Origin of the sequence: Streptomyces corallincola (assembly GCF_019104725.1) — a bacterium.
Lineage (GTDB): Bacteria > Actinomycetota > Actinomycetes > Streptomycetales > Streptomycetaceae > Streptomyces > Streptomyces corallincola.
Genome location: NZ_JAHRXF010000015.1, coordinates 66968 through 92001 on the forward strand (window position 1 = coordinate 66968; position 25034 = coordinate 92001).

General features: G+C 74.0%; 20 protein-coding genes. 10 read left to right on the top strand and 10 right to left on the bottom strand.

The genetic code is table 11. The features are described 5' to 3' along the window. Positions 1–74 precede the first annotated feature (74 nt). The gene (gene argF / locus KUM39_RS12800; RefSeq protein WP_217785699.1) at positions 75–1088 is read right to left on the bottom strand and encodes an ornithine carbamoyltransferase; all 1014 of its coding nucleotides are present in this window, start codon (positions 1086–1088) and stop codon (positions 75–77) included. Between the two features lie 80 nt (positions 1089–1168). Then, complete coding sequence (locus KUM39_RS12805) at positions 1169–2392, bottom strand: arginine deiminase (RefSeq protein WP_217785700.1); 1224 nt, start codon at positions 2390–2392, stop codon at positions 1169–1171. Positions 2393–2525: 133 nt separating this feature from the next. Between KUM39_RS12805 and KUM39_RS12810 the strand changes: the two genes are divergently transcribed. The 6 genes from KUM39_RS12810 (at position 2526) to KUM39_RS12835 (ending at position 9262) form a co-directional block, all read left to right on the top strand. Further along, positions 2526–3797, top strand: coding sequence for an SPFH domain-containing protein (locus tag KUM39_RS12810; protein ID WP_217785701.1), 1272 nt, complete (start codon positions 2526–2528; stop codon positions 3795–3797). Next, the gene (locus tag KUM39_RS12815) at positions 3794–4693 is read left to right on the top strand and encodes an NAD(+)/NADH kinase (RefSeq protein WP_217785702.1); all 900 of its coding nucleotides are present in this window, start codon (positions 3794–3796) and stop codon (positions 4691–4693) included. The genes KUM39_RS12810 and KUM39_RS12815 overlap by 4 nt, the downstream gene beginning before the upstream one ends. Before the next feature lie 276 nt (positions 4694–4969). Further along, entirely contained in the window at positions 4970–5794 is an 825-nt protein-coding gene (locus KUM39_RS12820; protein WP_246620040.1) for a (5-formylfuran-3-yl)methyl phosphate synthase, read from the top strand. A gap of 14 nt (positions 5795–5808) precedes the next feature. Beyond that, positions 5809–7194 carry an aldehyde dehydrogenase family protein gene (locus tag KUM39_RS12825; RefSeq protein ID WP_217785703.1) on the top strand — a complete coding sequence of 462 codons (1386 nt, stop codon included), beginning with the start codon at positions 5809–5811 and terminating at the stop codon, positions 7192–7194. Then, on the top strand, positions 7191–8303 hold the full coding sequence (locus KUM39_RS12830) for an NAD(P)-dependent alcohol dehydrogenase (protein WP_217785704.1): 1113 nt from the start codon (positions 7191–7193) through the stop codon (positions 8301–8303). The genes KUM39_RS12825 and KUM39_RS12830 overlap by 4 nt, the downstream gene beginning before the upstream one ends. Then, on the top strand, positions 8300–9262 hold the full coding sequence (locus tag KUM39_RS12835; RefSeq protein ID WP_217785705.1) for an SAM-dependent methyltransferase: 963 nt from the start codon (positions 8300–8302) through the stop codon (positions 9260–9262). The genes KUM39_RS12830 and KUM39_RS12835 overlap by 4 nt, the downstream gene beginning before the upstream one ends. A gap of 96 nt (positions 9263–9358) precedes the next feature. On the opposite strand, the gene KUM39_RS12840 is transcribed toward KUM39_RS12835, so the two are convergent. The 4 genes from KUM39_RS12840 to KUM39_RS12855 all read right to left on the bottom strand — a co-directional run bounded on the left by KUM39_RS12840 (position 9359) and on the right by KUM39_RS12855 (position 15037). Continuing rightward, on the bottom strand, positions 9359–11899 hold the full coding sequence (locus KUM39_RS12840) for a polynucleotide kinase-phosphatase (protein WP_217785706.1): 2541 nt from the start codon (positions 11897–11899) through the stop codon (positions 9359–9361). Next, a complete protein-coding gene (locus tag KUM39_RS12845) occupies positions 11896–13437 on the bottom strand; it encodes a 3' terminal RNA ribose 2'-O-methyltransferase Hen1 (RefSeq protein WP_217785707.1) in 1542 nt (513 codons plus the stop codon). Before KUM39_RS12845 ends, KUM39_RS12840 begins: the two co-directional genes overlap by 4 nt. Positions 13438–13534: 97 nt before the next feature. Further along, positions 13535–14017, bottom strand: a complete 483-nt coding sequence (locus KUM39_RS12850; protein ID WP_217785708.1) for a hypothetical protein — start codon at positions 14015–14017, stop codon at positions 13535–13537. 96 nt (positions 14018–14113) lie between these two features. After that, a complete protein-coding gene (locus KUM39_RS12855; RefSeq protein WP_217785709.1) occupies positions 14114–15037 on the bottom strand; it encodes an LLM class F420-dependent oxidoreductase in 924 nt (307 codons plus the stop codon). A 255-nt stretch (positions 15038–15292) separates the two neighbouring features. Here KUM39_RS12855 and KUM39_RS12860 point away from each other — a divergent pair, with 255 nt between their 5' ends. Then, positions 15293–15442: a hypothetical protein gene (locus KUM39_RS12860; protein WP_217785710.1), complete on the top strand. Its 150-nt coding sequence runs from the start codon at positions 15293–15295 to the stop codon at positions 15440–15442. Between the two features lie 238 nt (positions 15443–15680). On the opposite strand, the gene KUM39_RS12865 is transcribed toward KUM39_RS12860, so the two are convergent. The 4 genes from KUM39_RS12865 to KUM39_RS12880 all read right to left on the bottom strand — a co-directional run bounded on the left by KUM39_RS12865 (position 15681) and on the right by KUM39_RS12880 (position 18692). Further along, the gene (locus KUM39_RS12865; protein WP_217785711.1) at positions 15681–16166 is read right to left on the bottom strand and encodes a DUF6099 family protein; all 486 of its coding nucleotides are present in this window, start codon (positions 16164–16166) and stop codon (positions 15681–15683) included. Positions 16167–16397: 231 nt separating this feature from the next. Beyond that, positions 16398–16748, bottom strand: coding sequence for a nucleotide pyrophosphohydrolase (locus tag KUM39_RS12870; protein WP_217785712.1), 351 nt, complete (start codon positions 16746–16748; stop codon positions 16398–16400). Beyond that, positions 16732–17907 carry an AAA family ATPase gene (locus tag KUM39_RS12875; protein ID WP_217785737.1) on the bottom strand — a complete coding sequence of 392 codons (1176 nt, stop codon included), beginning with the start codon at positions 17905–17907 and terminating at the stop codon, positions 16732–16734. The genes KUM39_RS12870 and KUM39_RS12875 overlap by 17 nt, the downstream gene beginning before the upstream one ends. Positions 17908–18314: 407 nt before the next feature. Continuing rightward, positions 18315–18692, bottom strand: a complete 378-nt coding sequence (locus KUM39_RS12880; RefSeq protein ID WP_217785713.1) for a cell division protein SepF — start codon at positions 18690–18692, stop codon at positions 18315–18317. Between the two features lie 278 nt (positions 18693–18970). Between KUM39_RS12880 and KUM39_RS12885 the strand changes: the two genes are divergently transcribed. The 3 genes from KUM39_RS12885 to scpA all read left to right on the top strand — a co-directional run bounded on the left by KUM39_RS12885 (position 18971) and on the right by scpA (position 25031). After that, a complete protein-coding gene (locus KUM39_RS12885) occupies positions 18971–20662 on the top strand; it encodes a hypothetical protein (RefSeq protein WP_217785738.1) in 1692 nt (563 codons plus the stop codon). Positions 20663–20931: 269 nt separating this feature from the next. Further along, entirely contained in the window at positions 20932–22743 is a 1812-nt protein-coding gene (locus tag KUM39_RS12890) for a methylmalonyl-CoA mutase family protein (RefSeq protein WP_217785714.1), read from the top strand. After that, positions 22740–25031, top strand: a complete 2292-nt coding sequence (gene scpA, locus KUM39_RS12895; protein ID WP_217785715.1) for a methylmalonyl-CoA mutase — start codon at positions 22740–22742, stop codon at positions 25029–25031. The genes KUM39_RS12890 and scpA overlap by 4 nt, the downstream gene beginning before the upstream one ends. The last annotated feature ends 3 nt before the right edge of the window (positions 25032–25034 follow it).

The following is a 25034-nucleotide window of genomic DNA, read 5'->3' on the forward strand; positions in this document are numbered from 1 at the left end:
GGCACGGCACGGGGTGGGGTGGGCCGGCCGCCGGTCAGGATACGTGCCGGTGGTGAGACGGGAGGTAAGACCCGCTATCGGGCGGCGAGGGTGGCGACCAGGACCGCCTTGATGGTGTGCATACGGTTCTCCGCCTCGTCGAAGACGACGGAGTGCCCGGACTCGAAGACCTCGTCGCTGACCTCCAGCTCGGTCAGGCCGTGCCGGGCGTGGATCTCCCGGCCGAGGGCGGTGCCGAGGTCGTGGAAGGCGGGCAGGCAGTGCAGGAAGCGGACGTCGTCGTTGCCGGTGGCGCGCAGCACGTCCATCGTCACGGCGTACGGGCCGAGCAGCGCGATCCGCTCGTCCCAGACCTCCTTGGGCTCGCCCATCGACACCCACACGTCGGTGGCGACGAAGTCGGCGCCGCGCACGCCCTGGCGCACGTCGTCGGTGAGCGCGATCCGGGCACCGGAGACGGAGGCGAGCCGCCGGGCCACCTCGACCACGGTCGGCGCGGGCCACAGCACCTTCGGCGCGACGATCCGGACGTCCATGCCGAGCAGGGCGCCGGTGACGAGGTAGGAGTTGCCCATGTTGTAGCGGGCGTCCCCGAGGTAGGCGAACGCGGTCCGGGAGAGCGGTTTGGCGGTGTGCTCCGTCATGGTGAGCACGTCGGCGAGCATCTGGGTGGGGTGCCACTCGTCGGTGAGCCCGTTGTAGACGGGCACGCCCGCGTGGGCGGCCAGCTCCTCGACCACGCCCTGCCCGTGCCCCCGGTACTCGATCGCGTCGTACATCCGGCCCAGCACGCGGGCGGTGTCCTTCACGGACTCCTTGTGTCCGATCTGCGAACCGGCGGGGTCGAGGTAGGTGGTGTGGGCGCCCTGGTCGGCGGCGGCGACCTCGAACGCGCAGCGGGTGCGCGTCGAGGTCTTCTCGAAGATCAGCGCGATGTTCCTCCCCGTGAGGTGCCGGGTCTCGGCACCGGCCCGCTTGGCGGCCTTCAGCTCGGCCGCCAGCTCGACCAGACCGCGGAACTCCCCCTCGGTGAAGTCCAGTTCCTTGAGGAAGTGGCGGCCCGCGAGGGCGGTCGGGACGGTCGCCATGAGGGCACTCCAGGGGTACGGGGAAAGGATCGTGGAATACTATACGCCGCCCAGTATTTCTATACGGTCACCGGGTCGTCTCACACCGGGTCCCGCTCCACCGGACAGCTCATGCAGCGCGGGCCGCCCCGCCCCCGGCCGAGTTCGCTGCCGGGGATCTCGATCACCTCGATGCCCTGCTTGCGCAGATGGGTGTTGGTGGTGGCGTTGCGCTCGTAGGCGACGACGACACCGGGTTCGACCGCGAGGACGTTGCAGCCGTCGTCCCACTGCTCGCGCTCGGCCGCGTGCACGTCCTGGGTGGCGGTCAGCACCCGGATCTCCCCGAGCCCGAGCGCGGCGGCGATGGCCCGGTGCATGTGCTCCGGCGGATGGTCGGTGACCTTCAACTCCTTCTCCCCGACGCCCGGTTCGATGGTGTACGAACGGAGCATGCCGAGTCCGGCGTACTGGGTGAAGGTGTCGCCGTCGATCATCGTCATCACGGTGTCGAGGTGCATGAAGGCGCGGGCCTTCGGCATGTCGAGGGCGACGATGGTGTGCGCGGAACCGGCCGCGAACAGCTTGTGCGCGAGCATCTCCACGGCCTGCGGGGTGGTCCGCTCGCTCATCCCGATCAGCACGGCGCCGTTGCCGATCACCAGCACGTCACCGCCCTCGATGGTGGAGGGGTAGTCGGCCTGACCCCGGGACCAGACATGGAACGGCTCGGCGGCGAAGAGGGGGTGGTGCCGGTAGATCGCCTCGAAGTGCACGGTCTCGCGCTGCCGGGCGGGCCAGCGCATCGCGTTGATGGAGACGCCGTCGTAGATCCACGCCGAGGTGTCGCGGGTGAAGAGGTGGTTGGGCAGTGGACCGAGCAGGAAGTCGTCCAGTTCCATCACATGGAAGCGGACCGAGGTCGGCTCGGCGTGCCCGGCCAGGAACTCCCGCTTGGTCATGCCGCCGACCAGCGCCTCGGCCAGTTCCTCCGGCGGCATCGCCTCGAAGGCGGCGCGCAGATGATCGGTGGCGAGGGGGCCGTACTCCTTCTCGTCGAAGACCCGGTCCAGCACCAGGGTGCGGGCCTCGGGGACGGCGAGCGTCTCGGTGAGCAGGTCGCCGAAGAGGTGGACGGCGACCCCCCGGTCGCGCAGCACGTCGGCGAACCCGTCGTGCTCGACGCGCGCCCGGCGCACCCAGAGCAGGTCGTCGAAGAGGAGCGCGTCCTTGTTGCTGGGCGTGAGCCTTTTGAGCTCCAGGTCCGGGCGGTGCAGGATCACCCGGCGCAGCCGCCCGGCCTCGGAGTGGACGTGGTATGCCATGCCTCCATCCTGGCCGGAGCCGACCGGGTTCACGCCCTTCTCGGCCGTTTCCGGCACTTCTTGTTCTCGTCCTCTTGACGATAAACGGCCGTCCCGCTTATCGTCTCTACGACGAAAAGCGAGGGGTTCTCTCATGGCCGACATCACCCGGCGCCTGGGCTGGCGCCATCTGCGGGGCGCGCCGACCGCGCACGTCCGGCACCACCGCTCCGGCACCCTGGCGCACGACGGGCCGGGTCTGAGCTTCTGGTTCCGGCCGCTGGCCGCCGCGCTGTCGGAGATCCCGGTGGACGACCGGGAACTGGCGATGACCTTCCACGCCCGCACCTCCGACTTCCAGGACGTGGCGGTGCAGGCCACGGTCACCTACCGGATCGCGGACCCGGCGGTCGCCGCCGCCCGGCTGGACTTCTCCATCGACCCGGACACCGGCGCCTGGCGCGGCACCCCGCTGGCCCAGCTCGGCACGCTGCTCACCGAGAGCGCCCAGCAGCACGCGCTGGCCGTCCTCGCCCGGACCCCGCTGGCCGAGGCGCTGGTGAACGGCGTGACCTCGGTGCGGGAGCGGGTCGCGGCGGGACTCGGCGCCGAACCCCGGCTGCCCGCCACCGGCATCGAGATCGTCGCCGTACGCGTGATGGCGCTGCGGCCCGAGCCGGAGGTGGAGCGGGCGCTGCGCACCCCGGCCCGTGAGCAGATCCAGCAGGAGGCCGACCGCGCGATGTACGAACGGCGGGCGGTCGCCGTCGAGCGGGAGCGGGCCATCGCGGAGAACGAACTCGCCAGCAAGATCGAACTGGCCCGCCGCGAGGAGCGGTTGGTCGAGCAGCGCGGCACCAACGCGCGCCGCGAGGCCGAGGAGCAGGCCGCCGCCGACGCGGTCCGCGCGACCGCCGAGGCCGAGCGCACGGTACGGCTGGCCGACGCGGAGGCGTCCCGTTCGGTACGGCTCGCGGAGGCGGAGGCCGCCCGCGCGGTCAAGCTGGCCGAGGCGGACGCTGCCCGGACGGCCGCCCTCACCGAGGCGGAGGCGGCGCGCACCCTGAAGCTCGCCGAGGCGGACGCCGCCCGCACCGTACGCGCCGCCCGCGCCGAGGCCGAGGGCGCCCGCGAGACCGGCGAGGCACGCGCACGGGCCCAGGCGGCCTGGCTGGCCGTGCACGCGGAGGCGGGCGTGTCCGGCGAGGCGGTCCTCCGGGCGCTCACGGCGGCCCGGCTGGCGGAGAACCTGCCGCGCATCGAGAGCGTGACGCTGTCCCCGGACGTGCTGACGGGGCTGCTGAACCGGCTGGGGGCGGGGACGGCCGACTCGGCCGACTCGACTGCGGGAGAAGCGAGTTCGAGCAACTCGGCGCCGGATGGGACCGGTTCGGGCGATACGCGTCCCGCCGGAGACTCCCGGTGAGCCTCGCCCCACGCGCCGTACTGGTCCACCGGACCACGGAGTACGAGGAGTTGGTGGCCCGGCACGGGACGCACGGGCAGGCCGCGTTCTTCCTGTCCTCGCGGGGCCGGGACATCACGGAGGTGGCCGCGCGGCACGAACGGGACGGGCGGGCGCTCGCGGAGGTGGCCGCCGCCGTGCCGCTGGACTGGCGGCAGACACGGGTGGAGCGGGCCGACCTGGACCGCTTCCCGTTCGCCCCGGAGGACGTGGTGGTCGTCGTCGGGCAGGACGGGCTGGTCGCCAACGCGGCCAAGTACCTGACGGGTCAGCCGGTGGTCGGGGTGGACACCGACCCCGGCCGCAATCCGGGCGTGCTGGTCCGGCACCGGCCGGGCGACGCGGGGAAACTGCTGCGCGCCGCCGGTGCGGCCGGGGCGCGGGTGGACGAGCTGACGATGGTGGAGGCCGTCGCGGACGACACCCAGCGGCTGGTGGCGCTGAACGAGATCTACCTCGGGACGCCCGGTCACCAGACCGCCCGCTACCGCCTGGGCCTCGACGGCGACGGGGGTGTCGCCGAGGCCCAGGCGTCCTCCGGGGTGCTGGTCGGCACCGGCACCGGGGCGACCGGCTGGCTCCGCTCGCTCTGGCAGGAGCGGGGCGGCCCGGTGGCGCTGCCCGCGCCGACCGAGGACCGGCTGCTCTGGTTCGTCCGCGAGGCGTGGCCCTCCCCCGCCACCGGCACCGCCCTGGTCGCGGGGGACCTCGCCGCCACCGCGCGGCTCACCCTCACCGTGGAGTCCGACCATCTGATCGCCTTCGGCGACGGCATCGAGTCCGACGCGCTGCATCTGACGTGGGGGCAGACGGTCCGGGTGGGGGTGTGCGGACAGCGGCTGCGGCTCGCGGTGTGAGGGGGGGCAGGGGGCGCGCGGCGGAGGCGAGGGACGGGACCGGGGCCGCTGCCCGGCGCGGCCGTAGCGGCGCTCGTGACCCAACTCACCTGCCCCGGGCGTCGGTTCGCGCCGGGGTGCGCGGCGCACCGGGCGGGGGCGAACGCCGCACGGCGACCCCGTACGCCCTACCGGAGATCACCGGCGCCCGGAAATGATGAGCGCACCGCACAGAGACCCGATGAGCCGCGCCCCCCTGCCCCACGCCGGGCGGACGGCACGGCGGAAGGAGCTCGGATGTTGCTTCTCGTCTCCCCGGACAGTGTCGAAGAGGCCCTCGACTGCGCGAAGGCCGCCGAACACCTGGACATCGTCGATGTGAAGAAGCCCGACGAGGGTTCGCTCGGTGCCAACTTCCCCTGGGTCATCAGGGAGATCCGCGCCGCCGTCCCGGCGGCCACCCCGGTCTCCGCCACCGTGGGCGACGTGCCGTACAAGCCGGGCACGGTGGCCCAGGCGGCGCTCGGCGCGGTGGTCTCCGGTGCCTCGTACATCAAGGTCGGGCTCTACGGCTGCACCACGCCCGAGCAGGGCATCGACGTGATGCGGGCGGTCGTCCGGGCGGTGAGGGAGTACAGCCGGGAGGCGCTGGTCGTGGCCTCCGGGTACGCCGACGCCCACCGGATCGGCTGCGTCAACCCGCTGGCGCTGCCGGACATCGCGGCCCGCGCCGGGGCGGACGCGGCGATGCTGGACACCGCGATCAAGGACGGGACGCGGCTGTTCGACCACGTCCCGCCCGGGATGTGCGCCGAGTTCGTGCGGCTGGCGCACGCGGCCGGGCTGCGCGCCGCCCTCGCGGGCAGTGTCCGGCAGGCGGACCTGGGCGCGCTGACCCGGATGGGCACGGACATCGTGGGCGTGCGCGGCGCGGTCTGTGAGGGCGGCGACCGGAACGCGGGGCGCATCCGGCCGCATCTGGTGGCCGCGTTCCGCGCGGAGATGGACCGGTGGGAAACGGCCCGCCGGGACGGGGCGGACCTGTCCGCCGAGCCGGTGGTACCGCCCGGCCCGGCGGACCCCGCCGCTCCCGTGTCCCCCGCCGTTCCCTCCGTCGGCTGACGCCCGGAACCGGGATGCCGGAAACCGCGCGCACGGCCGCGTCGTTCGCCGTCATCGATCCGGCCACCGGCGAGCCCTTCGCCGAGGCCCCCGACCGGCGGCCGGAGGAACTGGACGCCGTGGTGGACCGGGCGCACCGGGCCTGGACCGGCTGGCGTGCCGACCCGGCCGCCCGTACCACCGCGCTGTACGCGGCGGCCGACGCCGTGGAGGCGGCCGGAGACCGCCTCGCCCCGCTGCTCACCCGTGAGCAGGGCAAGCCGCTGGCCGAGTCGTACGCGGAGGTCGCCCGGACGGCGGCCCGGCTGCGGTACTTCGCGGAACTGGCCCCGAGAACGCGGCGGATCAGCGACGGGCGGCCGGTGCGCGGCGAGGTCCGCTGGCGTCCGCTCGGTCCGGTGGCGGCGATCGTGCCGTGGAACTTCCCGCTCCAACTCGCGGCGGCGAAGTTCGCGCCCGCGCTCGCGGCGGGCAACACGGTGGTCCTCAAGCCGTCCCCGTACACCCCGCTCGCCACCCGGCTGCTGGGTTCCGTACTCGCCGCCGTCCTGCCCGAGGACGTGCTGACCGTCGTCACCGGCCGCGAACCCCTCGGCGCCCGGCTGGTCTCCCACCCCGGCATCCGGCATGTCACCTTCACCGGCTCGGTGCCCACCGGGCGGGCCGTCGCCGCGGCGGCGGCCGGCTCCCTCGCCCGCGTCACCCTGGAACTGGGCGGCAACGACGCGGCCGTGCTGCTGGACGACGTGGCGGTGGAGGCGGTCGCGGACCGGCTGTTCTGGGCCGCGTTCCGCAACTGCGGCCAGGTCTGCATGGCCGTGAAACGCGTCTACGTCCCGGCCCGGCTGCACAGCGAGGTGGTCGAAGCCCTCGCCCAGCGGGCCACGTCCGTCGTCGTCGGACCCGGACTGGACCCGGACACCCGGCTCGGCCCGGTCAACAACGCGCCCCAGCTGGCCCGCGTGGAGCAGCTCACCCGGCGGGCCCTGGCCGACGGCGCCCGGACGGCGGCGGGCGGTCACCGGATCGACGGGCCGGGCCACTTCTTCGCGCCGACGATCCTCACCGGCGTACCCCCGGACAGCCCGGTGGTGACCGGCGAGCAGTTCGGCCCGGTGCTGCCCGTGCTGCCGTACCGGACCCTGGACGAGGCGGTGGACGCCGCCAACGGCACCGGGTTCGGGCTGGGCGGCTCCGTGTGGGGCACCGACCTGGACCGGGCCGAGGCGGTGGCCGACCGGCTCGAATGCGGCACCGCCTGGATCAACCACCACGCCGAACTCTCCCTCGCCCAGCCCTTCGCCGGGATCAAGGACAGCGGGGTCGGCGTCGCGGGCGGCCCCTGGGGGTTCTACGGCAATCTGCGGCCGTTCGTCGTGCACCGCCCGGAGGAGACATGACGACGCGCTTCCGGGCGGCGGTGCTGCGCTCCCGCGAGGACCCGTTCGGCGTCGAGGAGGTGATCCTGCGCTCGGGACCCGCCGAGGGCGAGGTCCTGGTGCGGATCGCGGGGTGCGGGATGTGCCGTACCGATCTCGCGGTCCGCAGGTCGGGAGGGCGCAGCCCGCTGCCCGCGGTGCTCGGCCACGAGGGCGCCGGGGTCGTGGTCCGCACCGGTGGCGGCCCGGACACCGCGGTCGGCGTCGGTGACCATGTCGTCCTCAGCTTCGACTCCTGCGGGCACTGCCGGAACTGCCGGGGCGCGGCCCCCGCCTACTGCGACTCCTTCGCCTCCCTCAACCTGTTCGGCGGCCGGAAGGAGGACACCCCGCGCCTCACCGACGCGGCCGGGCGGCCGCTGGCCCCCCGCTGGTTCGGCCAGTCCTCGTTCGCCGAGTACGCGCTCGTCCCGGCCCGCAACGCCGTACGCGTCGATCCCGCTCTGCCCCTGGAACTGCTCGGGCCGCTCGGCTGCGGGTTCCTCACCGGCGCCGGAGCGGTGCTGAACACCTTCCGCGCCGGACCCGGTGACACCCTGGTGGTGCTCGGCGCGGGCGCGGTGGGACTGGCCGCCGTGATGGCCGCCACCGCCTCCGGCGCGTTCATCGTCGCCATCGACCACAACCCCCAACGCCTCGCGCTGGCCGAGCGGTTCGGCGCCGTGCCGCTGTCCTCCGGCACGATGGGACTGCCCGAGCGCGTACGACGGCTCACCGACGGCGGCGCCCGGTACGCCCTGGACACCACCGCCTCTCCCCCGCTGATCAACGACGCGCTCCGAGCGCTGCGCCCCACCGGCACCCTCGGCCTGGTGGCCCGGCTGCACACCGCGCTGCCGCTCGAACCGGGCACGCTGGACCGGGGGCGTGCCGTCCGCCACCTCTGCGAGGGGGACGCCGTGCCCAGCCTGTTGATCCCCCGGCTGACCGCGCTCTGGCAGGCCGGGCGCTTCCCCTTCGACCAGTTGATCCGCACCTACCCGCTGTCCGGCATCGACGAGGCCGAACGCGACTGCGACGCGGGCCGCGTGGTCAAACCCGTACTGCTCCCGGAAGGAAGAGACCGATGAGCGAGACGTACGACATCACGGACCCGGCGCGGACGGAACGGGACGGCACGGACGGGGTGGACGGGGTGGACGGGGTGGGCGGCACGGACGGGGTGGACGGCGGTGTGGGTGTCACCGCCCTGCTGGTCGCCGCCGCGCGGGCGATCGAGACGCACCGCGCCGACAGCCTGGCCCGTGACGCGTACGCGGAGCACTTCGTGCGGGCTGCCCCGGTGTGCGCCGGGTGGCCGGTGCGCGTCGAGGAGGTGCCGGACGGGGACGCCGATCCGCTGTGGGGCCGGTTCGCCCGCTACTTCGGCCTGCGCACCCGCGTCCTGGACGACTTCCTCCTCGGCTCGACCGCCGCCGGTGCCGCTCAGGTGGTGCTGCTGGGCGCCGGGCTGGACACTCGTGCCTTCCGGCTGGACTGGCCGTCCGACTGCGTGGTCTACGAGATCGACCGGGCCGGTGTACTGGCGTTCAAGCACCGGGTGCTGGACGGGCTGGCGGCCGGGCCGCGGGTGAGGCGGGTACCGGTGCCGGTCGATCTGCGGGACGACTGGGTCACCGCGCTGACCTCCGCCGGGTTCGACCCGGCCGCGCCGAGCGTCTGGCTGGCCGAGGGGCTGCTGTTCTACCTTCCGGCGCCCGTCGAGACGTATCTCATCGACACCGTGCACCGGCTGGCCGCCGGGGGCAGCGCGCTGGCGTACGAGGCGAAGCTGGAGAAGGACCTGCTGGCGTACCGGGACAGCGCGATCTACACCGCGACCCGCGCGCGGATCGGCATCGACCTGCTGGACCTCTTCGACAAGGGGCCGCGGCCCGACTCGGCGGGCGCCCTGGCGGCGCGGGGCTGGACCACCACCGTGGAGACGCCCTTCGACCACACCCGCCGCCACGGCCGCGGCCCCCTCCCCGAGCCGGACGACGCGCTGGAGGGGAACCGCTGGGTCTTCGCGCGCAGACCCCGGCCGTGACGGACGCGTCCGGCCGGAGCCGGAACCCCCGGATTCGCCACCGGGGGCCACCGGGGGCCACCGGGGGCCATCGGTCCATGACCGGGCCCCGCCGGTCTACAGCCGGGGGTCCACCGGCTCCGACTCCAGGGCCAGGACGCCGAACACCGCCTCGTGGACCCGCCACAGCGGCTCGCCGTCCGCGAGCCGGTCCAGGGCCTCTAGGCCGAGGGCGTACTCCCGGACGGCCAGCGAGCGCTTGTGGTGGAGGAAGCGCTGCCGCAGCCGGTCCAGGTTCTCCGGGCGGGTGTACTCGGGGCCGTAGATGATCCGCAGGTACTCCCGGCCCCGGCACTTCACACCGGGCTGGACCGGACGGCCCTGCTCGGAGCGGACCAGCGCGCCGAGCGGTTTGACGACCATGCCCTCACCGCCCCGGCCGGTCATCTCCAGCCACCAGTCCACGCCTGCGCGGACCGACTCCGGGTCGCCGGTCTCGACGTACAGCCGACGGGTGGTGTGCAGCAGACCGGTGGGGTCGTGCTCCACCAGCCGGTCGATCAGCGCGAGTTGCTCGTCGTGCGGGAGCCCGGCGAGGCTGCGGCCCTGGACCGCGAGGAGCTGGAACGGGGCGAGCCGGACGCCGTCCAGGCCGTCGGTGGTCCAGCAGTAACGGCGGTAGGCGTCGGTGAACGCCGCCGCGTCGGACGCGCGTTCACGCTGCCGCTCCAGCAGTCCGGCCACGTCGGCGCCCCGCCCGGCGGCGGCCTCCAGTGCGGCGAGCGCGCCGGGGAACACCGCCCCGGCCGCCGCGCCGACGGCCGCGTACTGACTGCGCAGCAGCCCCGAGGCCTTCAGCGACCAGGGCATCAGCTCCGCGTCCAGCAGCAGCCAGTCGGTGTCCAGCTCCGCCCACAGCCCGGCGCCGTCGAGCGCGGCGCGCAGTCGGCCGAGGACCTCCTCCGTGACCGCCGCGTCGTCGAAGAACGGGCGCCCGGTGCGGGTGTAGAGCGAGCCGGTGGGCCCGTCCACGCCGAACCGCTTCCGTGCGGTGTCCGCGTCCCGGCAGACCAGGGCGACGGCCCGCGAGCCCATGTGCTTCTCCTCGCACACAACCCGCGCGACCCCGTCGGCCGCGTACTGCGCGAACGCCTCCGCCGGGTGCTCCAGAAAGCCGTCCTCGCGGGAGGTCGGGGTGGGCGCCATCGTCGGCGGGAGGTACGGCATCAGGCGCGGGTCCACGGCGAAGCGGCTCATGACCTCCAGGGCCGCCGCCGCGTTCTCCTCCCGGACCGCGACCCGCCCGGCGTGCCGGGTCTCCACGCCCCGGCGGCCGTACACGTCCGCCAGGTCCAGCGGGCGGCCCTGGTGTCCGCCGGGCGCCTCACTGCGCAGCGGCCGGGCCGGTTCGTACCAGACCCGCTCGGCGGGTACGTCCACCAGCTCGCGCTCCGGCCAGCGCAGCGCGGTCAGCCTGCCGCCGAACACGGCACCGGTGTCGAGGCAGATGGTGTTGTTGAGCCACGTGGCCTCGGGCACGGGTGTGTGGCCGTACACCACAGCGGCCCGGCCCCGGTACTCCTCGGCCCACGGGTAGCGCACGGGCAGCCCGAACTCGTCGGTCTCGCCGGTGGTCTCGCCGTACAGCGCGTGCGAGCGGACCCGGCCGGACGTACGGCCGTGGTACTTCTCGGGCAGACCGGCGTGGCAGACCACCAGGCGTCCGCCGTCGAGGACGTAGTGGCTGACCAGGCCGTCGAGGAAGGCGCGGACCTCGGCCCTGAACTCCTCGCTCTCGCCGTCCATCTGGGCGATGGTCTCCGCGAGCCCGTGGGTGTGCTGGACGTTGCGGCCCTTGAGGTGACGGCCGTACTTGTTCTCGTGGTTGCCCGGCACGCACAGCGCGTTCCCGGACGCGACCATCGACATCACGCGACGCAGCACGCCCGGTGTGTCGGGGCCCCGGTCCACGAGGTCTCCGACGAACACGGCGGTACGGCCGTCGGGGTGGACGCCGTCCGCATACCCCAACTCGGCGAGCAGGGACTCCAGTTCGCTCGCACAGCCGTGGATGTCACCCACGATGTCGAACGGGCCGGTGAGGTGGGTCAGGTCGTTGAACCGCTTCTCGGTGACGACGGTGGCGCGCTCGGCCTCCTCCTCGCCGCGCAGCACATGCACCTTGCGGAACCCCTCGCGCTCCAAGCTCCGCAGGGAGCGCCGGAGTTCGCGGATGTGCCGCTGCACGACCCGGCGCGGCAGCTCGGCCCGGTCGGGGCGGCCCGCGTTGCGGCGGACGCACACCTCCTCGGGCATGTCGAGCACGATGGCGATGGGCAGCACGTCGTACTTCCGTGCCAGCTCGATCAGTTGACGGCGGCTGTCCTGCTGGACGCTGGTGGCGTCCACGACGGTACGGCGGCCCGCGGCCAGGCGCTTGCCCGCGATGTAGTGCAGCACGTCGAAGGCGTCGCCGCTGGCGCTCTGGTCGTTCTCGTCGTCCGCGACCAGGCCCCGGCAGAAGTCGGAGGAGATCACCTCGGTGGGCTTGAAGTGCCGTTTCACGAAAGTGGACTTGCCGGAGCCGGAAGCACCGACGAGGACGACGAGGGAGAGGTCGGTGACGGGCAGCACCCGTCCCGGTGCGGACTCGGTCATGCGGCCTTCGCCTCCTTCTCGCCGGTGGGGCGGTTCTCGTGGGTGGGGTGGTTCTCGTGGGCGGGGTGGTCGCCGGTGGGGTTCCTGCCGCCGGGTCCGTGCTCGTCGGTGCGGTGGAAGACGGCCAGCTGGGTGGGCGGGCCGACCTCGGGGTCGTCGGGGCCGACGGGCTCGAACTCGGCCCGGTAGCCGTGCCGTTCGGCGACGGCCCCGGCCCAGGCACGGAACTCGGCGCGGGTCCACTCGAAGCGGTGGTCGCCGTGCCGGGTGTGTCCGGCGGGCAGCGACTCCCAGCGGACGTTGTACTCGACGTTCGGTGTGGTGACGACGACCGTGCGGGGGCGGGCGTGCCCGAACACCGCGTACTCCAGGGCGGGCAGCCGGGGCAGGTCGAGGTGCTCGATCACCTCGCTGAGCACGGCGGCGTCGTACCCCTTGAGCCGGTTGTCGGTGTACGCCAGCGAACCCTGGACGAGGGTGACGCGGGACGCCTGCCGTTCGCCCATGCGGTCCAGCTTCAGCCGCCGTCCGGCGATGGCGAGGGCGCGCACGGACACGTCGAGTCCGACGATCTCGGTGAACCGGGGCTCCTTGACCAGCGCGCCCACCAACTGCCCCTGTCCGCAGCCGAGATCGAGCACCCGGGCGGCGCCGCTCGCACGCAGGGCGGCGGTGATGGCCTCCCGGCGCAGCACGGCCAGCGGAGTCGGCTTCTCCTCCGTCTCGGTCTCCTCCGCGACCGCGTTGTCCAGGGCCTCGACCTCACTGTCGTCGGACTCGGCCAGCCGGACCAGCTCCAGCCGCTCCAGCGCGGTGCGGGTCAGCGCCCAGCGCCGGGACAGGTAGCGGTCCGCGATCAGCTTCTGCTCCGGGTGACCGGGCAGCCAGCCCTCACCGGCACGCAGCAGCTTGTCCACCTCGTCCGGGGCGACCCAGTAGTGCTTGGCGTCGTCCAGCACCGGCAGCAGTACGTACAGATGGCGCAGCGCCTCGGCCAGCGTCAGGGTGTCCGAGGCCAGGGTCAGCCGGACGTAACGCGAGTCGCCCCACGCGGGGAACTCGGCGTCCAGCGCGACCGGTTCGGCCTCCACCGTCCACCCCAGCGGCTCGAACAGCTTCCGTACGAGGCCGGGCCCGCCCTTCGCGGGCAGCGCGGGCACCTCCACGGTGAGCGGCAGCGGCGCCGCGGCACGCTCCGGCAGCGCCCTGCACACGCCGCGCAGCGCACTGGAGAAGACGGCGCTCAGCGCGACGGCCAGCAGCGAGGACGCCGCGTACGGGCGGTCGTTCACGTACTGCGCCAACGCCGCGTCGGGCGCTCCGCCCCGCTCCTTCTTCCGCCGGACCAGCGCCACCGGGTCCACTTCCAGCAACAGCGCCGCCGTGCACGCCTCGGCATCCGCCCGTGGATAGAAGACGTGCGCCGTCCCGTGGGACGTGCTGAACATCTGCGCCTTCCCGGGATGCTTGTGCAGCAGGAACCCGAGGTCGGTCGCGGGGCGGTCGGCTGTACCGGTGGTGGAGATCGTCAAGAACACGAGGCGATTCTGCACGGGGGGTGCGCGTGCCGACCAGTGCTTTTCAGCTCCCGGGCCGCGCGCGGGCGTGCCGTGCCCGCGGCCCACGGCACCGCCGTCACAGTTGCTTCCGCGCACGCAGCTCCGCCACGTACCCGAGCCCGATGGCCGCGAGCGCGGCGCTGAGCGCGAGGGCGGCGGCCAGGGCGTTGGCCCAGAAGATCCAGGGGTCGCCGGGGTAGCTGGTGCCGTCGTCGAGGACGCAGTCGAAGCGGAGCGGCAGCCAGGAGTGCCGCTGTCCCACGACATGACCGGCGCGCGGATCGTCCCGGCACTCCTGGGCGGGAGTGGAGTCGGCCCCGTGGGACGACTGGCTCACCGCCGCCGAGACGGAGAAGGCACCGGTGAGATAGGCGATCAGGGCACCCGCGGCACCCGCCCACGCCCACCAGCGCAGCAGATCCGTCCGCCAGTCGGGGCGGCGGCCGGGCAGCGCGACGGAGACGGCCTTGCCCAGGACGACGAGCGCCCACACGGGCGCGAGGAACTGCGCACCGGAGCCGAGCAGACCGAGGACGACGAGGAGCAGCGAGTCAACCATCGCCCGAGGGGATCAGCCCCGCCGCCCAACTACCGTGGTGGAGGCCACAGTTCCGGCCACAGTACGGTCACAGAGGCGGCGGGGTGGCGTCCTGCGCTACGCCAGCTGCGACTGCACCTGCCCGGAGATCAGCTCCAGGTGGTCGAGGTCGTCCAGGTCGAGGATCTGGAGGTAGATCCGGCGGGCGCCGATCTCCGCGTAGCGGCCGATCCTGTCCACCACCTCGGCGGGTGAACCGGCGAGACCGTTCTCCTTGAGTTCGTCCACCTCGCGGCCGATGGCGGCGGCGCGGCGGGCGACCTCCTGGTCGTCGCGGCCGACGCAGACGATGAGGGCGTTGGAGTACACGAGGTCGTCGGCCTTGCGCCCGGCCTCCTCGGCGGCGGCCCGCACCCGCCCGAACTGCCGCTCGCTGTCCTCGATGGAGGCGAACGGGATGTTGAACTCGTCGGCGTACCGCGCGGCGATGCGCGGGGTGCGGGAGGCGCCGAGGCCGCCGATCAGCACCGGGATCTTCGGCTGGACGGGCTTGGGCAGCGCGGGCGAGCCGGTGAGGTCGTAGTGGGTGCCGTGGAAGTCGTAGGTCTCCCCGGCGGGGGTGCCCCAGAGGCCGGTGACGATCTCCAGTTGCTCCTCCAGGCGCGCGAACTTGTCCTTCGGGAAGGGGATGCCGTACGCCCGGTGCTCCTCCTCGAACCAGCCCGCACCGATGCCGAGTTCGACCCGGCCGCCGGACATCTGGTCCACCTGCGCGACCTGGATGGCGAGCACACCGGGCAGCCGGAAGGTGGCGGCGGTCATCAGCGTGCCGAGCCGGATACGGCTGGTCTCGCGGGCGAGTCCGGCGAGGGTGAGCCAGGCGTCGGTGGGTCCGGGCAGCCCGTCGCCGTCGCCCATGCGGAGATAATGATCACTGCGGAAAAAGGCGTCGAACCCCAGGTCCTCGGTGGCCTTGGCGACGCTGAGGAGGGTGTCGTAGGTGGCGCCCTGCTGGGGCTCGGTGAAGATGCGGAGTTCCATACGTCCATCCTGCACGCCGGGCCCGCCGTCAACGGCACCGGTACCGCCGGGCGTGGCCGTCCCCGGTCGGGTGAATTCCGCCCGGCGCCGCACGGGCCCGCCCGCCGGACGAGTGACCGGCCCCGTCGATGATCGTTGGCCCGCTTGGTGCCGGACCCCTCCGGCACTCGCGCCGCGCGGCCCCCGCCGTCGGCGCGCGCCGTCACACCGGCCCGGCCCCCGTCCGGGCCCGCGCCGGAGGCCGAGGAGTCCGTCGTGTCCGAAGAGCCCGCCCCCACCCAGAACACTCCCCGCCCGAAGGGCCTCCTGGAGCAGATGGAAGAACTGATGGCGGCCCTCAACGCCGACCTGTCCGACCTCCAGCTGAAGTCGGGCTTCCCGCCCAAAGCGCCCCAGGACGCCTGAGCCGCCGCTCACCGGAGCGCGGGGCCCGCGCGCCTCGGCGGGCGCGATCCCGGTCAACTCGACCTCGTGACCGGCCGCTTCGCGCGTCTCACGGACGGCGGGGTCCGGCGGCGACTCCCCGATGTCCACGCGAGCGTCGGGCAGCGCCCACCTGCCGTTGCCGGCACGTCGCCGGGGCAGGACGCGTCCGGCGGTATCGACCACCCGGCGTCCCACTCCGGAGCCGCCCGGCGGGGGGTCACACCTCGGACGGACTGTCCTTCGCCTCCCTCGCCGACGCCTCCTCCCGGGCCGCCAGCCTGCGGAGCATCTCCATCACGCGGTCGCGCGACTCGTCGGCCGCGTCGATCGCCTCCATGCACTGCCAGTAGGTGGTCTCGTCGGCGGCCGAGCTGGCGAGGCCGACGAGGGCGATGCCGACCTCGCCGAGCAGGTTGCCGAGGCAGAGGAGGGTGCGGCGGGGGTCGTCGAGCCGGGTGAGGCGGGCGGCGAGCATCTGGGCGGGGTCGAGGTCGGGAGGGTCGAGGACGCCGCAGCCCCGCCCGGCGAGTTCGGTCAACCCCAGTGCCTCGCCGCGCAGTTCGGGCGGACCGGAGACGGCGAGGCGGCTGCCGATCGCCTGCGCGAGGGCCTGGGCCTGCCAGACCTCGGTCATCATGTCGCGCCCGTCCGCGCCCGCCACGAGCGCGTATCTGCTCGTCTCGATCAGCCGTACCGCGTCCATGCCCTGTCCCCGTCCCGCCGCCGTCCCTCACCGCACACTGCGTGAACTCCCCTGTTCACTACCCAGCGTGAGGGCACCCGAGACGAAAAGCCAGAGAATTTCGGAAATCACCGGACAACAATTCGGATGCGCCCCAGGCGTCAACTGCGGAGCGTCACAACGGAGTCGTACGGTCCACTCAGGCGGGTTCCGCCGCGAGGCCGGGCGCGGACCCGGCCGCCGCCCCACCCGTCACGCCCCCTCCTCCCCGCCCCGTACCGGAAACCGCTTCTCGTTCCGGTCGATCTTGGCCGACAGCGCCGCCAGCGGATCGACGTCCAGCACGGCGCAGAACTGAAGGAGATAGGCGAGCACGTCGGCCACCTCGTCGCGCACCCGGTGGGCGCTGTCCGGGTCGTCCATCACCCGGGCGGACTCCTCGGGGGTCAGCCACTGGAAGATCTCGACCAGTTCGGACGCCTCCACGCTGAGCGCGGCGACGAGGTTCTTGGGCGTGTGGTACGGCTGCCAGCGGCGCGCCGCCACGAACTCGGTGAGCCTGCGCTGGAGTCCGGGGAGATCGAGGTCAGAGTGTTCCGTCACGCCCCAGGTGTACCACCGTGACCCCCTCGGTCCCGGCCGCCCAGGAGGCGTCACTGACCGCCGCGACACAGCGGACGTGCCCCCGCTCACCCATCCTGGCCGCCGTCCGCAGCAGCGCGGCCCGCTGCACCGGGTCCAGGCTCCGGTCGAACCCGTCGGCCAGCACCGTGAGGGTGCGCAGCGCGTCCGGCACCTCGCCCGGACCGTCCATGTCCAGCACGCCGGGACCGGTTAGCAGGACCAACGCCAGTGCCACGTAACGGAGTTCGCCATCCCCCAGGCGGGCCAGCTCGGTCCGCGCGCCGTGCCCCCGGTCGAGCAGGGCACGTACCGTACCGTCGGACAGCGGCTCGGCCAGCAGGTCGGCCACCGGGGCGGCGCAGCCCGCGTCCAGGCTCTCCACCAGCAGGGCGTGGCGGCGTCCGCACTCGCTGCGGGTGCGCCACAGCACGTCCGCGAGGTTGTCGCAGCCCGCCATCAGGCGGCCGGTGCCGGTGGGCACGGGGGCGTGCATGTACTCGGGGCGCGGGTCGCAGGGGAAGACCGAGCGCAGCGCGACCACCATCTGTTCGGCGGCGGCCAGCACCCGCCGCTGCCCGTCGGTCTTGCCCGCCACCCGCAGCGGCAGCAGCGCGGTGCCCAGCCGGTCGTCCGGCAGCGGGGCGCGGGTCACCGGGGCGGCCCCGGCGGTGTGCCACGCGGCCTGCACCGCGCGCCGCCCCGGATCGCGCAGCGCGGTCTCGAACAGGACGACCCCCCGCGCGCTCAGCCGCTCCCCGACGATCCGCAGCTCGGGCTCGGCCTGTACGGCGATGTCCAGCCGGACCGGTCCCTCCGCGCCGTCCGCCGTACAGCCGATCCGGAAGCCGCGCCTGCCCTGCGCGTCGGGCCGGGCCCGGTCGGGAATCCGGGCGGCCGGGTCGGGGAACGCCTCCACCAGCGGCGCTCCCCCGCCGAGCCGGGCCAGCGCCTCGTACGCACCGAGCGCGGTGGACTTGCCACTGCCGCTGGGCCCCGCGAGCAGGGTGACGGCGCCGAGCGGGAACTCGGCGCGCCGGTGCCCGGCGTAGGCGGAGAGCCGCAACTCGGTGATCCGGGCCCGGAGATCGGGCGCACCGGGCGGCCCGTCGGCCACCACCGGGGCGCCGATGTCCGGCATGGGCCCCGGCACCCTGCTGTACTGCGCGGGAACGACCGGCTCGCCCGTACCGGACGCCACGGGTCCGGCGGGCGCGGAAGACACGACCATGAGCGGACGGTACGGCTCCGCCCGCCCGCCGAACCGTTTCGCCGCCTCCGCCTTCCTACGAACGGGCGACCGGCGGACCCGAAAACCTCCCGCACGCCCGCGCGCGGGCCTCAAGAGGAGCGCAAGATGCGCGGGGCGCACGGGGAGCGGGGGTGCACGGGGTGCGCGGGGTGCGCGGGGTGCGCGGGGTGCGCGGGGTGCGCGGGAAGCCTGCGAAGCGTGCGACGGCGCGTACGGACGACGAGAGGCGCACGAACGCGCTCCGGTCACCCCCGGCCTGCCCGCCCCGGTCACCCCCCGGCCTGCCGCGCCCAGGACTACCCCGCCCCCTCCATCAACCCGCTCACCTCGGTCCCCGGCGGGGTCAGCAGGAACACGTTCCGGTCCACCCGGTGCATCCCGCTGCCCAGACCGAAGACGACGCCCGTGCTGAAGTCCAGTACCCGCTTGGCGACATCGCCCTCCGCGCCGGACAGGTCCAGCAGGACCGGCACCCCGGACATCAGGGTCAGGGCCACGTCGCGGGCGTCGGCGAACACATTGACCCGCATGACGACGAACCGCCGCCGGGTCTCGGTCTCGGCGTCGGGGAGTGAACGGTGTCCCACGGCCGACGGCCAGGCGTCCCTGCCGCGCAGCGGCACCACCTGGGCGAGCCCCTCCCACTGTTCGTCGGTGACGTCGTAGCGGCTCACCGGTTCCCCCCGACCTGACTCGCACTCCATGCCTGCACCAGCCAATTCTTACGCCAAGTCACCCGTTCAGCCCAACAACGACACGGTCCGCCACTCCGTAGGGGCGTCACTTCCACCCCACACCGGAACACTTGTGCGGATAGATCCGGTTCTTACCCCCCTCTCAACGGACTCTTCACGAGGCGTCACACCCCGCTCACCACCCGCCACTAGCGTCCGGTGCCGTGCATGCGGCAGAGACACGGGTGACGACCCCCGCCCGGCGACCCCGGTGGGCGCTGCCCGCGACCGGTGAGCGCGGTGGCGGCGATGGTGCGGCGCCCGCGCAGTGGCACCGGGTGCTGACGCTGCTCGCGGTGGTGAGCCTGTTCATCGGCACCCGCTCGGTGTGGACCGAGGCGTCGGTCCACCGCCTCGCGCTCGCCGCCGTGATCTCCGGCTGCTACGCCGCGATCCTGGCGACGGGCGTGCTGGCGCTGACGGTCCGCCGGACCCGGTCGCTGGCCCGCGTCGATCTGCTGGTGCTGCTGACCGCCCTGACCCTGACCGGCTGCGCCTGGGCGCTGGCCCACGCGGGCGGCGACGAGGCGGCGCTGACCACGCAGGCCGCGCGCCAACTGGCCGCCGGACGACCGGTGTACGGGCAGCCGTGGCCGTGGCTGTTCCACGGCCGGAGCATCGCGCTGACCCCGACGATGAGCGGCGGCTACGACTACACGTACGGCTATCCCCCGCTCGCCCCGCTGCTGACCGCGCCGCTGCTGTGGACCGGGCACGGCGGCACGCCCGCGACGGCGATGGCCACGCTGGCGCTGGGGGTGGGCGCGGTGCTGCTGTGGCGGATGCTGCCGGTGCCGTGGCGGTCGGCGGCGACCGCCGTCTGCCTGGGCTTCGGCTTCCTGCCGTCCTACGCCCGGCAGGGCTACCCGGCGGTCCCGGCGCTGGCGCTGCTCGTCCCGGTGGTGGTCGGCTGGCCGCGCATCGGGCGCGGCGGGCGACTCGGCCGGGCGGGGATCGCGCGGGCCGTCTGCCTGGGCGCGGCATGCGCGGCCCAGCAACTCCCCTGGTTCGTCACGCCGTTCCTGCTGGCCGGGCTGTACGCGGTACGGCGCGGGGAGTCCGGCGGGCGGGTCGCCACGCGGATGCTGCTGCGCTTCGTCGGGCTCGCGGCAGGCACCTGGCTGCTGATCGACGCGTACATCGTCGTACGGGAGCCGGGGAGCTGGCTGCGCGAGGTGGCGCTGCCGCTGACCCAGGACGCGATCCCGCACGGGCAGGGCCTGGTGGGCGCCTCGTTGTACTTCACCGGCGGCGGCGACCGCATCGCCTGGTACGGGCACGCGGGCATCCTGCTGGCGCTCGCGCTGGTCGCCCTGTCGGTGCTGTTCGCCCGGAGCCTGGGTCCCGCCGCGACCGTGCTGCCCTGGTGCGCGTTCTATCTGGCGACCCGCTCCCAGGACGGCTACTACCTGCTGATGACCCCGCTGTGGCTGGCGGCGGCGGTCTCCGCACCGACCTCGGAGTTCGCGGAGGCGTGGCAGCCGCGTCCACGCTGGCTGCGGCACCGAGGGGCTCTGGCGGGCGCCGCCGCACTGCTGGTGCTCCCCGCCCTGACGGGCTCGGCCCTCGCGGTCACGGGCCGCCCGCCCCTGCGGATGACGGTCACGGCGGCACCGGAAACCGGCGCACGGACACTGACCGGTCTGACAGTACGGGTCACCAACACCGGCGACACCCCGCTGACCCCGCACTACATGTTCGCGCGCGGCCAGATCATGAGCCGCTACTGGCCCCAGCGACACGGCCCGACCACAATCCCGGCCCACACCACGGCCACCGTCACCCTCCGGCCCCCCGACGGCCGCCTCCCCCTCCCCCGGGCCCGCCTCCGCCTCCGCGCCTTCACTCCGACCCCCCAGACCCTGTCCACGGTGGTGGTCCGCACGGACGAACTGGAGCGGCTGCGCTGAGCGGGGCCGGGGAGCCCGGCCCAGTCGGCGGTGCCGGGTTCCGCGACCCACTCGGCTCGGAGCGCACACCGCGAGCAGCCCGCCCTGGTCCGGCTCGTCCGGCCGCGCCCGCACCGCCGCTCGCCCGCACCGCCGCTCGCCCGCGCCCACACCCACGCCCCCGGCCCGCCCCGCCAACCGGGTGAGAGGTGCGGCTCACAGGGGCGGGGAGGGGAAGGTCACAGGGGGTGGTCGGGTGACAGGTGAGCGGGCTGACCTAGCATCCGAGCATGACGGTCCTGCCTGACGACGGGCTCTCGCTGGCCGCCGAGTTCCCTGCCGCGACACATGAGCAGTGGCAGCACCTCGTGGAGGGTGTGCTGCGCAAGTCGGGCAAGGATGTCTCGGGGGACGCGGCCGAGGATGCCCTGTCCACGACGTTGGAGGACGGGCTGCGCACGCGGCCCCTCTACACGGCGCGCGATGCCGCGCCCGAGCCCGGCCTGCCGGGCTTCGCGCCGTTCACGCGCGGGGGGCGCCCGGAGGGGAACTCGCCCGGCGGCTGGGACGTACGCCAGCGGCACGCGGCGCCCGTCGAGGGGGCGGTGCTCGCGGACCTGGAGAACGGCGTGACCTCGCTGTGGCTGGTCCTCGGGGAGGGCGGCATTCCGGTGGCCGGGCTGGAGGGCGCGCTGGACGGCGTTCTCCTCGATCTGGCCCCGGTCGCGCTGGACGCGGGCGCCGCGACCGAGGAGGCGGCGGCCGTGCTGCTGCGGCTGTACGCGGAGCGGGGCGTGGCTCCCGAGGCGGCGCGCGGCACGCTGGGCGCCGATCCGCTGGGCTGGGAGGCCCGTACCGGCGAGGCACTGGACGTCGCACCCCTGGCCGCGCTCGCGGCGCGCACCGCCGAAGCGTGGCCGCACCTGCGGACGATGACCGTGGACGCGCTGCCGTACCACGAGGCGGGCGGCTCGGCGGCACAGGAGCTGGGCGCGTCCCTCGCCACCGGTGTGGCCTATCTGCGGGCGCTGACCGACGCGGGCCTCAGCACCCAAGTGGCCCTCGGGCAGCTGGAGTTCCGGTACGCGGCGACCGCCGACCAGTTCCTGACCGTGGCCAAGCTGCGCGCGGCCCGGCGGCTGTGGGCGCAGGTCGCGGAGGCCTGCGGGGCGCCGGGCGCGGGCGCGCAGCGGCAGCACGCGGTGACCTCGCCGGTGATGACGACCCGCCGGGACCCGTGGGTGAACATGCTGCGCGCGACGGTGGCGACGCTGGCCGCCGGGGTGGGCGGCGCGGACGCGGTGACGGTGCTGCCGTTCGACCACGCGCTGGGCCTGCCGGACGCGTTCGCGCGCCGGATCGCCCGCAACACCTCGACCATCCTGGTGGAGGAGTCGCACCTGGCCCGGGTCATCGACCCGGCGGGCGGCTCCTGGTACGTGGAGCGGCTCACCGACGAACTCGCCCACGCGGCCTGGGAGTTCTTCCGTTCCCTGGAGAGCGACGGCGGTCAGGCGGCCGTGCTGCGCTCCGGGCGGCTGCGCGAGGACCTGGCCCGCACCTGGCGGGAGCGCTCCCGGAAGCTGGCCACCCGGCGCGAACCAGTCACCGGGGTCAGCGAGTTCCCGTTCCTCGCGGAGAAGCCCGTACCGCGCGAGCCCGCGCCCGAGGGGCCGTCCGGCGGGCTGCCGAGGGTGCGCCGCGACGAGGCGTACGAGGAGTTGCGGGCCCGTTCCGACGCGCATCTCGCGGCGACCGGGGCGCGGCCCCGGATCTTCCTGGCGACGCTCGGCACGGCCGCCGAGCACACCGCGCGCGCCGGTTTCGCCGCCAACCTGTTCCAGGCGGGCGGCATCGAGCCGGTCACCGGGGGCCGGTTCGAGGACAGCGGCGCCGCCGAGGCGGTGCTGTGCTCCAGCGACGCCCGGTACGCCGAGGAGGCCGAGCGGGCCGCCGAGGCGCTGCGCGCGGCCGGGTGCGGGCACGTGTTCCTCGCGGGCCGCCCGGCGGAGTACGCCGGTGTGGACGCCCACGTCTTCGCGGGCTGCGACGCGGTCGCCGTACTCTCCGCGACCCTGGACCGGATGGGAGTGGCCCGATGACGATCCCCGACTTCACCGGCGTCGAACTGGGCACGCCGTCCGCGCACGGCGGCCCCGAGGACTGGGACGCCGCCGTCAAGGACGCGCACGGCGGCGCCGACCAGGTGTGGGAGACCCCGGAGGGCATCGGTGTGAAGCCGCTGTACACCGGGCGCGACCTGGAGGGCCTGGACTTCCTGGAGACGTACCCCGGCATCGCGCCGTATCTGCGGGGCCCGTACCCGACGATGTACGTCAACCAGCCCTGGACGATCCGGCAGTACGCGGGGTTCTCCACCGCCGAGGAGTCCAACGCGTTCTACCGGCGCAACCTCGCCGCCGGGCAGAAGGGCCTGTCCGTCGCCTTCGACCTGCCCACGCACCGGGGCTACGACAGCGACCACCCGCGCGTGACCGGTGACGTCGGCATGGCGGGCGTGGCCATCGACTCGATCTACGACATGCGGCAGCTGTTCGACGGCATCCCGCTGGACCGGATGAGCGTGTCGATGACGATGAACGGCGCCGTGCTGCCGGTGCTGGCGCTGTACATCGTGGCCGCCGAGGAGCAGGGCGTACCGCCGGAGAAGCTGGCCGGGACCATCCAGAACGACATCCTCAAGGAGTTCATGGTCCGCAACACGTACATCTATCCGCCGAAGCCGTCGATGCGGATCATCTCCGACATCTTCGCGTACACCTCGCGGCGGATGCCCCGGTACAACTCGATCTCCATCTCGGGCTACCACATCCAGGAGGCCGGGGCGACGGCCGATCTGGAGCTGGCGTACACGCTCGCGGACGGCGTGGAGTACATCCGGGCGGGGCGGGAGGCGGGTCTGGACGTGGACGCGTTCGCGCCCCGGCTGTCGTTCTTCTGGGCGATCGGCATGAACTTCTTCATGGAGATCGCCAAGTTGCGCGCGGCCCGCCTGCTGTGGGCCAGGCTGGTCGCGCAGTTCGAGCCGGAGAACGCCAAGTCCCTTTCGCTGCGCACCCATTCGCAGACCTCGGGCTGGTCGCTGACCGCGCAGGACGTGTTCAACAACGTGACCCGCACCTGTGTGGAGGCGATGGCCGCCACCCAGGGGCACACCCAGTCCCTGCACACCAACGCGCTGGACGAGGCGCTCGCGCTGCCCACCGACTTCTCCGCGCGCATCGCCCGCAACACCCAGCTCCTCATCCAGCAGGAGTCCGGCACCACCCGTGTCATCGACCCCTGGGGCGGCAGCGCCTACGTGGAGCGGCTGACGTACGACCTGGCGCGCAAGGCGTGGCAGCACATCCAGGAGGTGGAGGCCGCGGGCGGCATGGCGCAGGCCATCGACGCGGGCATCCCCAAGCTCCGGGTGGAGGAGGCCGCCGCGCGCACCCAGGCCCGGATCGACTCCGGGCGGCAGCCGGTGATCGGCGTCAACAAGTACCGGGTGGAGACCGACGAGCAGATCGACGTGCTCAAGGTGGACAACTCCTCGGTGCGGGCGCAGCAGATCGAGAAGCTGCGGCGGCTGCGCGCCGAGCGCGACGAGAGCGCCTGCCGGGCCGCGCTGGACGCGCTGACCCGCGCCGCCGGGGGCAGCGGCAACCTGCTGGAGCTGGCCGTGGACGCGGCCCGCGCCAAGGCGACGGTGGGCGAGATCTCCGACGCCCTGGAGAAGGTGTACGGGCGGCACGCGAGCCAGATCCGTACGATCTCCGGGGTGTACCGCAACGAAGCAGGCGAGTCCCCGTCGGTGGACCGCACCCGCGCCCTGGTGGACGCCTTCGACGAGGCCGAGGGGCGCCGCCCGCGCATCCTGGTCGCCAAGATGGGGCAGGACGGCCACGACCGGGGCCAGAAGGTGATCGCCACCGCCTTCGCCGACCTCGGTTTCGACGTGGACGTCGGCCCGCTGTTCCAGACCCCGGCCGAGGTGGCACGGCAGGCCGTCGAGGCGGACGTGCACGTGGTCGGGGTGTCCTCGCTGGCCGCCGGTCACCTCACCCTCGTCCCGGCGCTGCGCGAGCAGTTGGCCGAGGAGGGGCGCGCGGACATCATGATCGTGGTCGGCGGGGTGATCCCGCCGCAGGACGTGCCGACGCTGCTGGAGATGGGCGCGACGGCGGTGTTCCCGCCGGGCACGGTCATCCCGGACGCGGCGCACGATCTGGTGCTGCGGCTGGCGGCGGAGCTGGGGCACGAGCTGGCGCCGGGTGCGGACGGTGCGGGTGCGGACGGTGCGGGTGCGGGTGACGGGCCGGATGCGGGTGACGGCGTTCCGGGCGCGGGCTCCGGTACCGGCTCCGGCTCCGGTCGGGAGAAGTAGCGG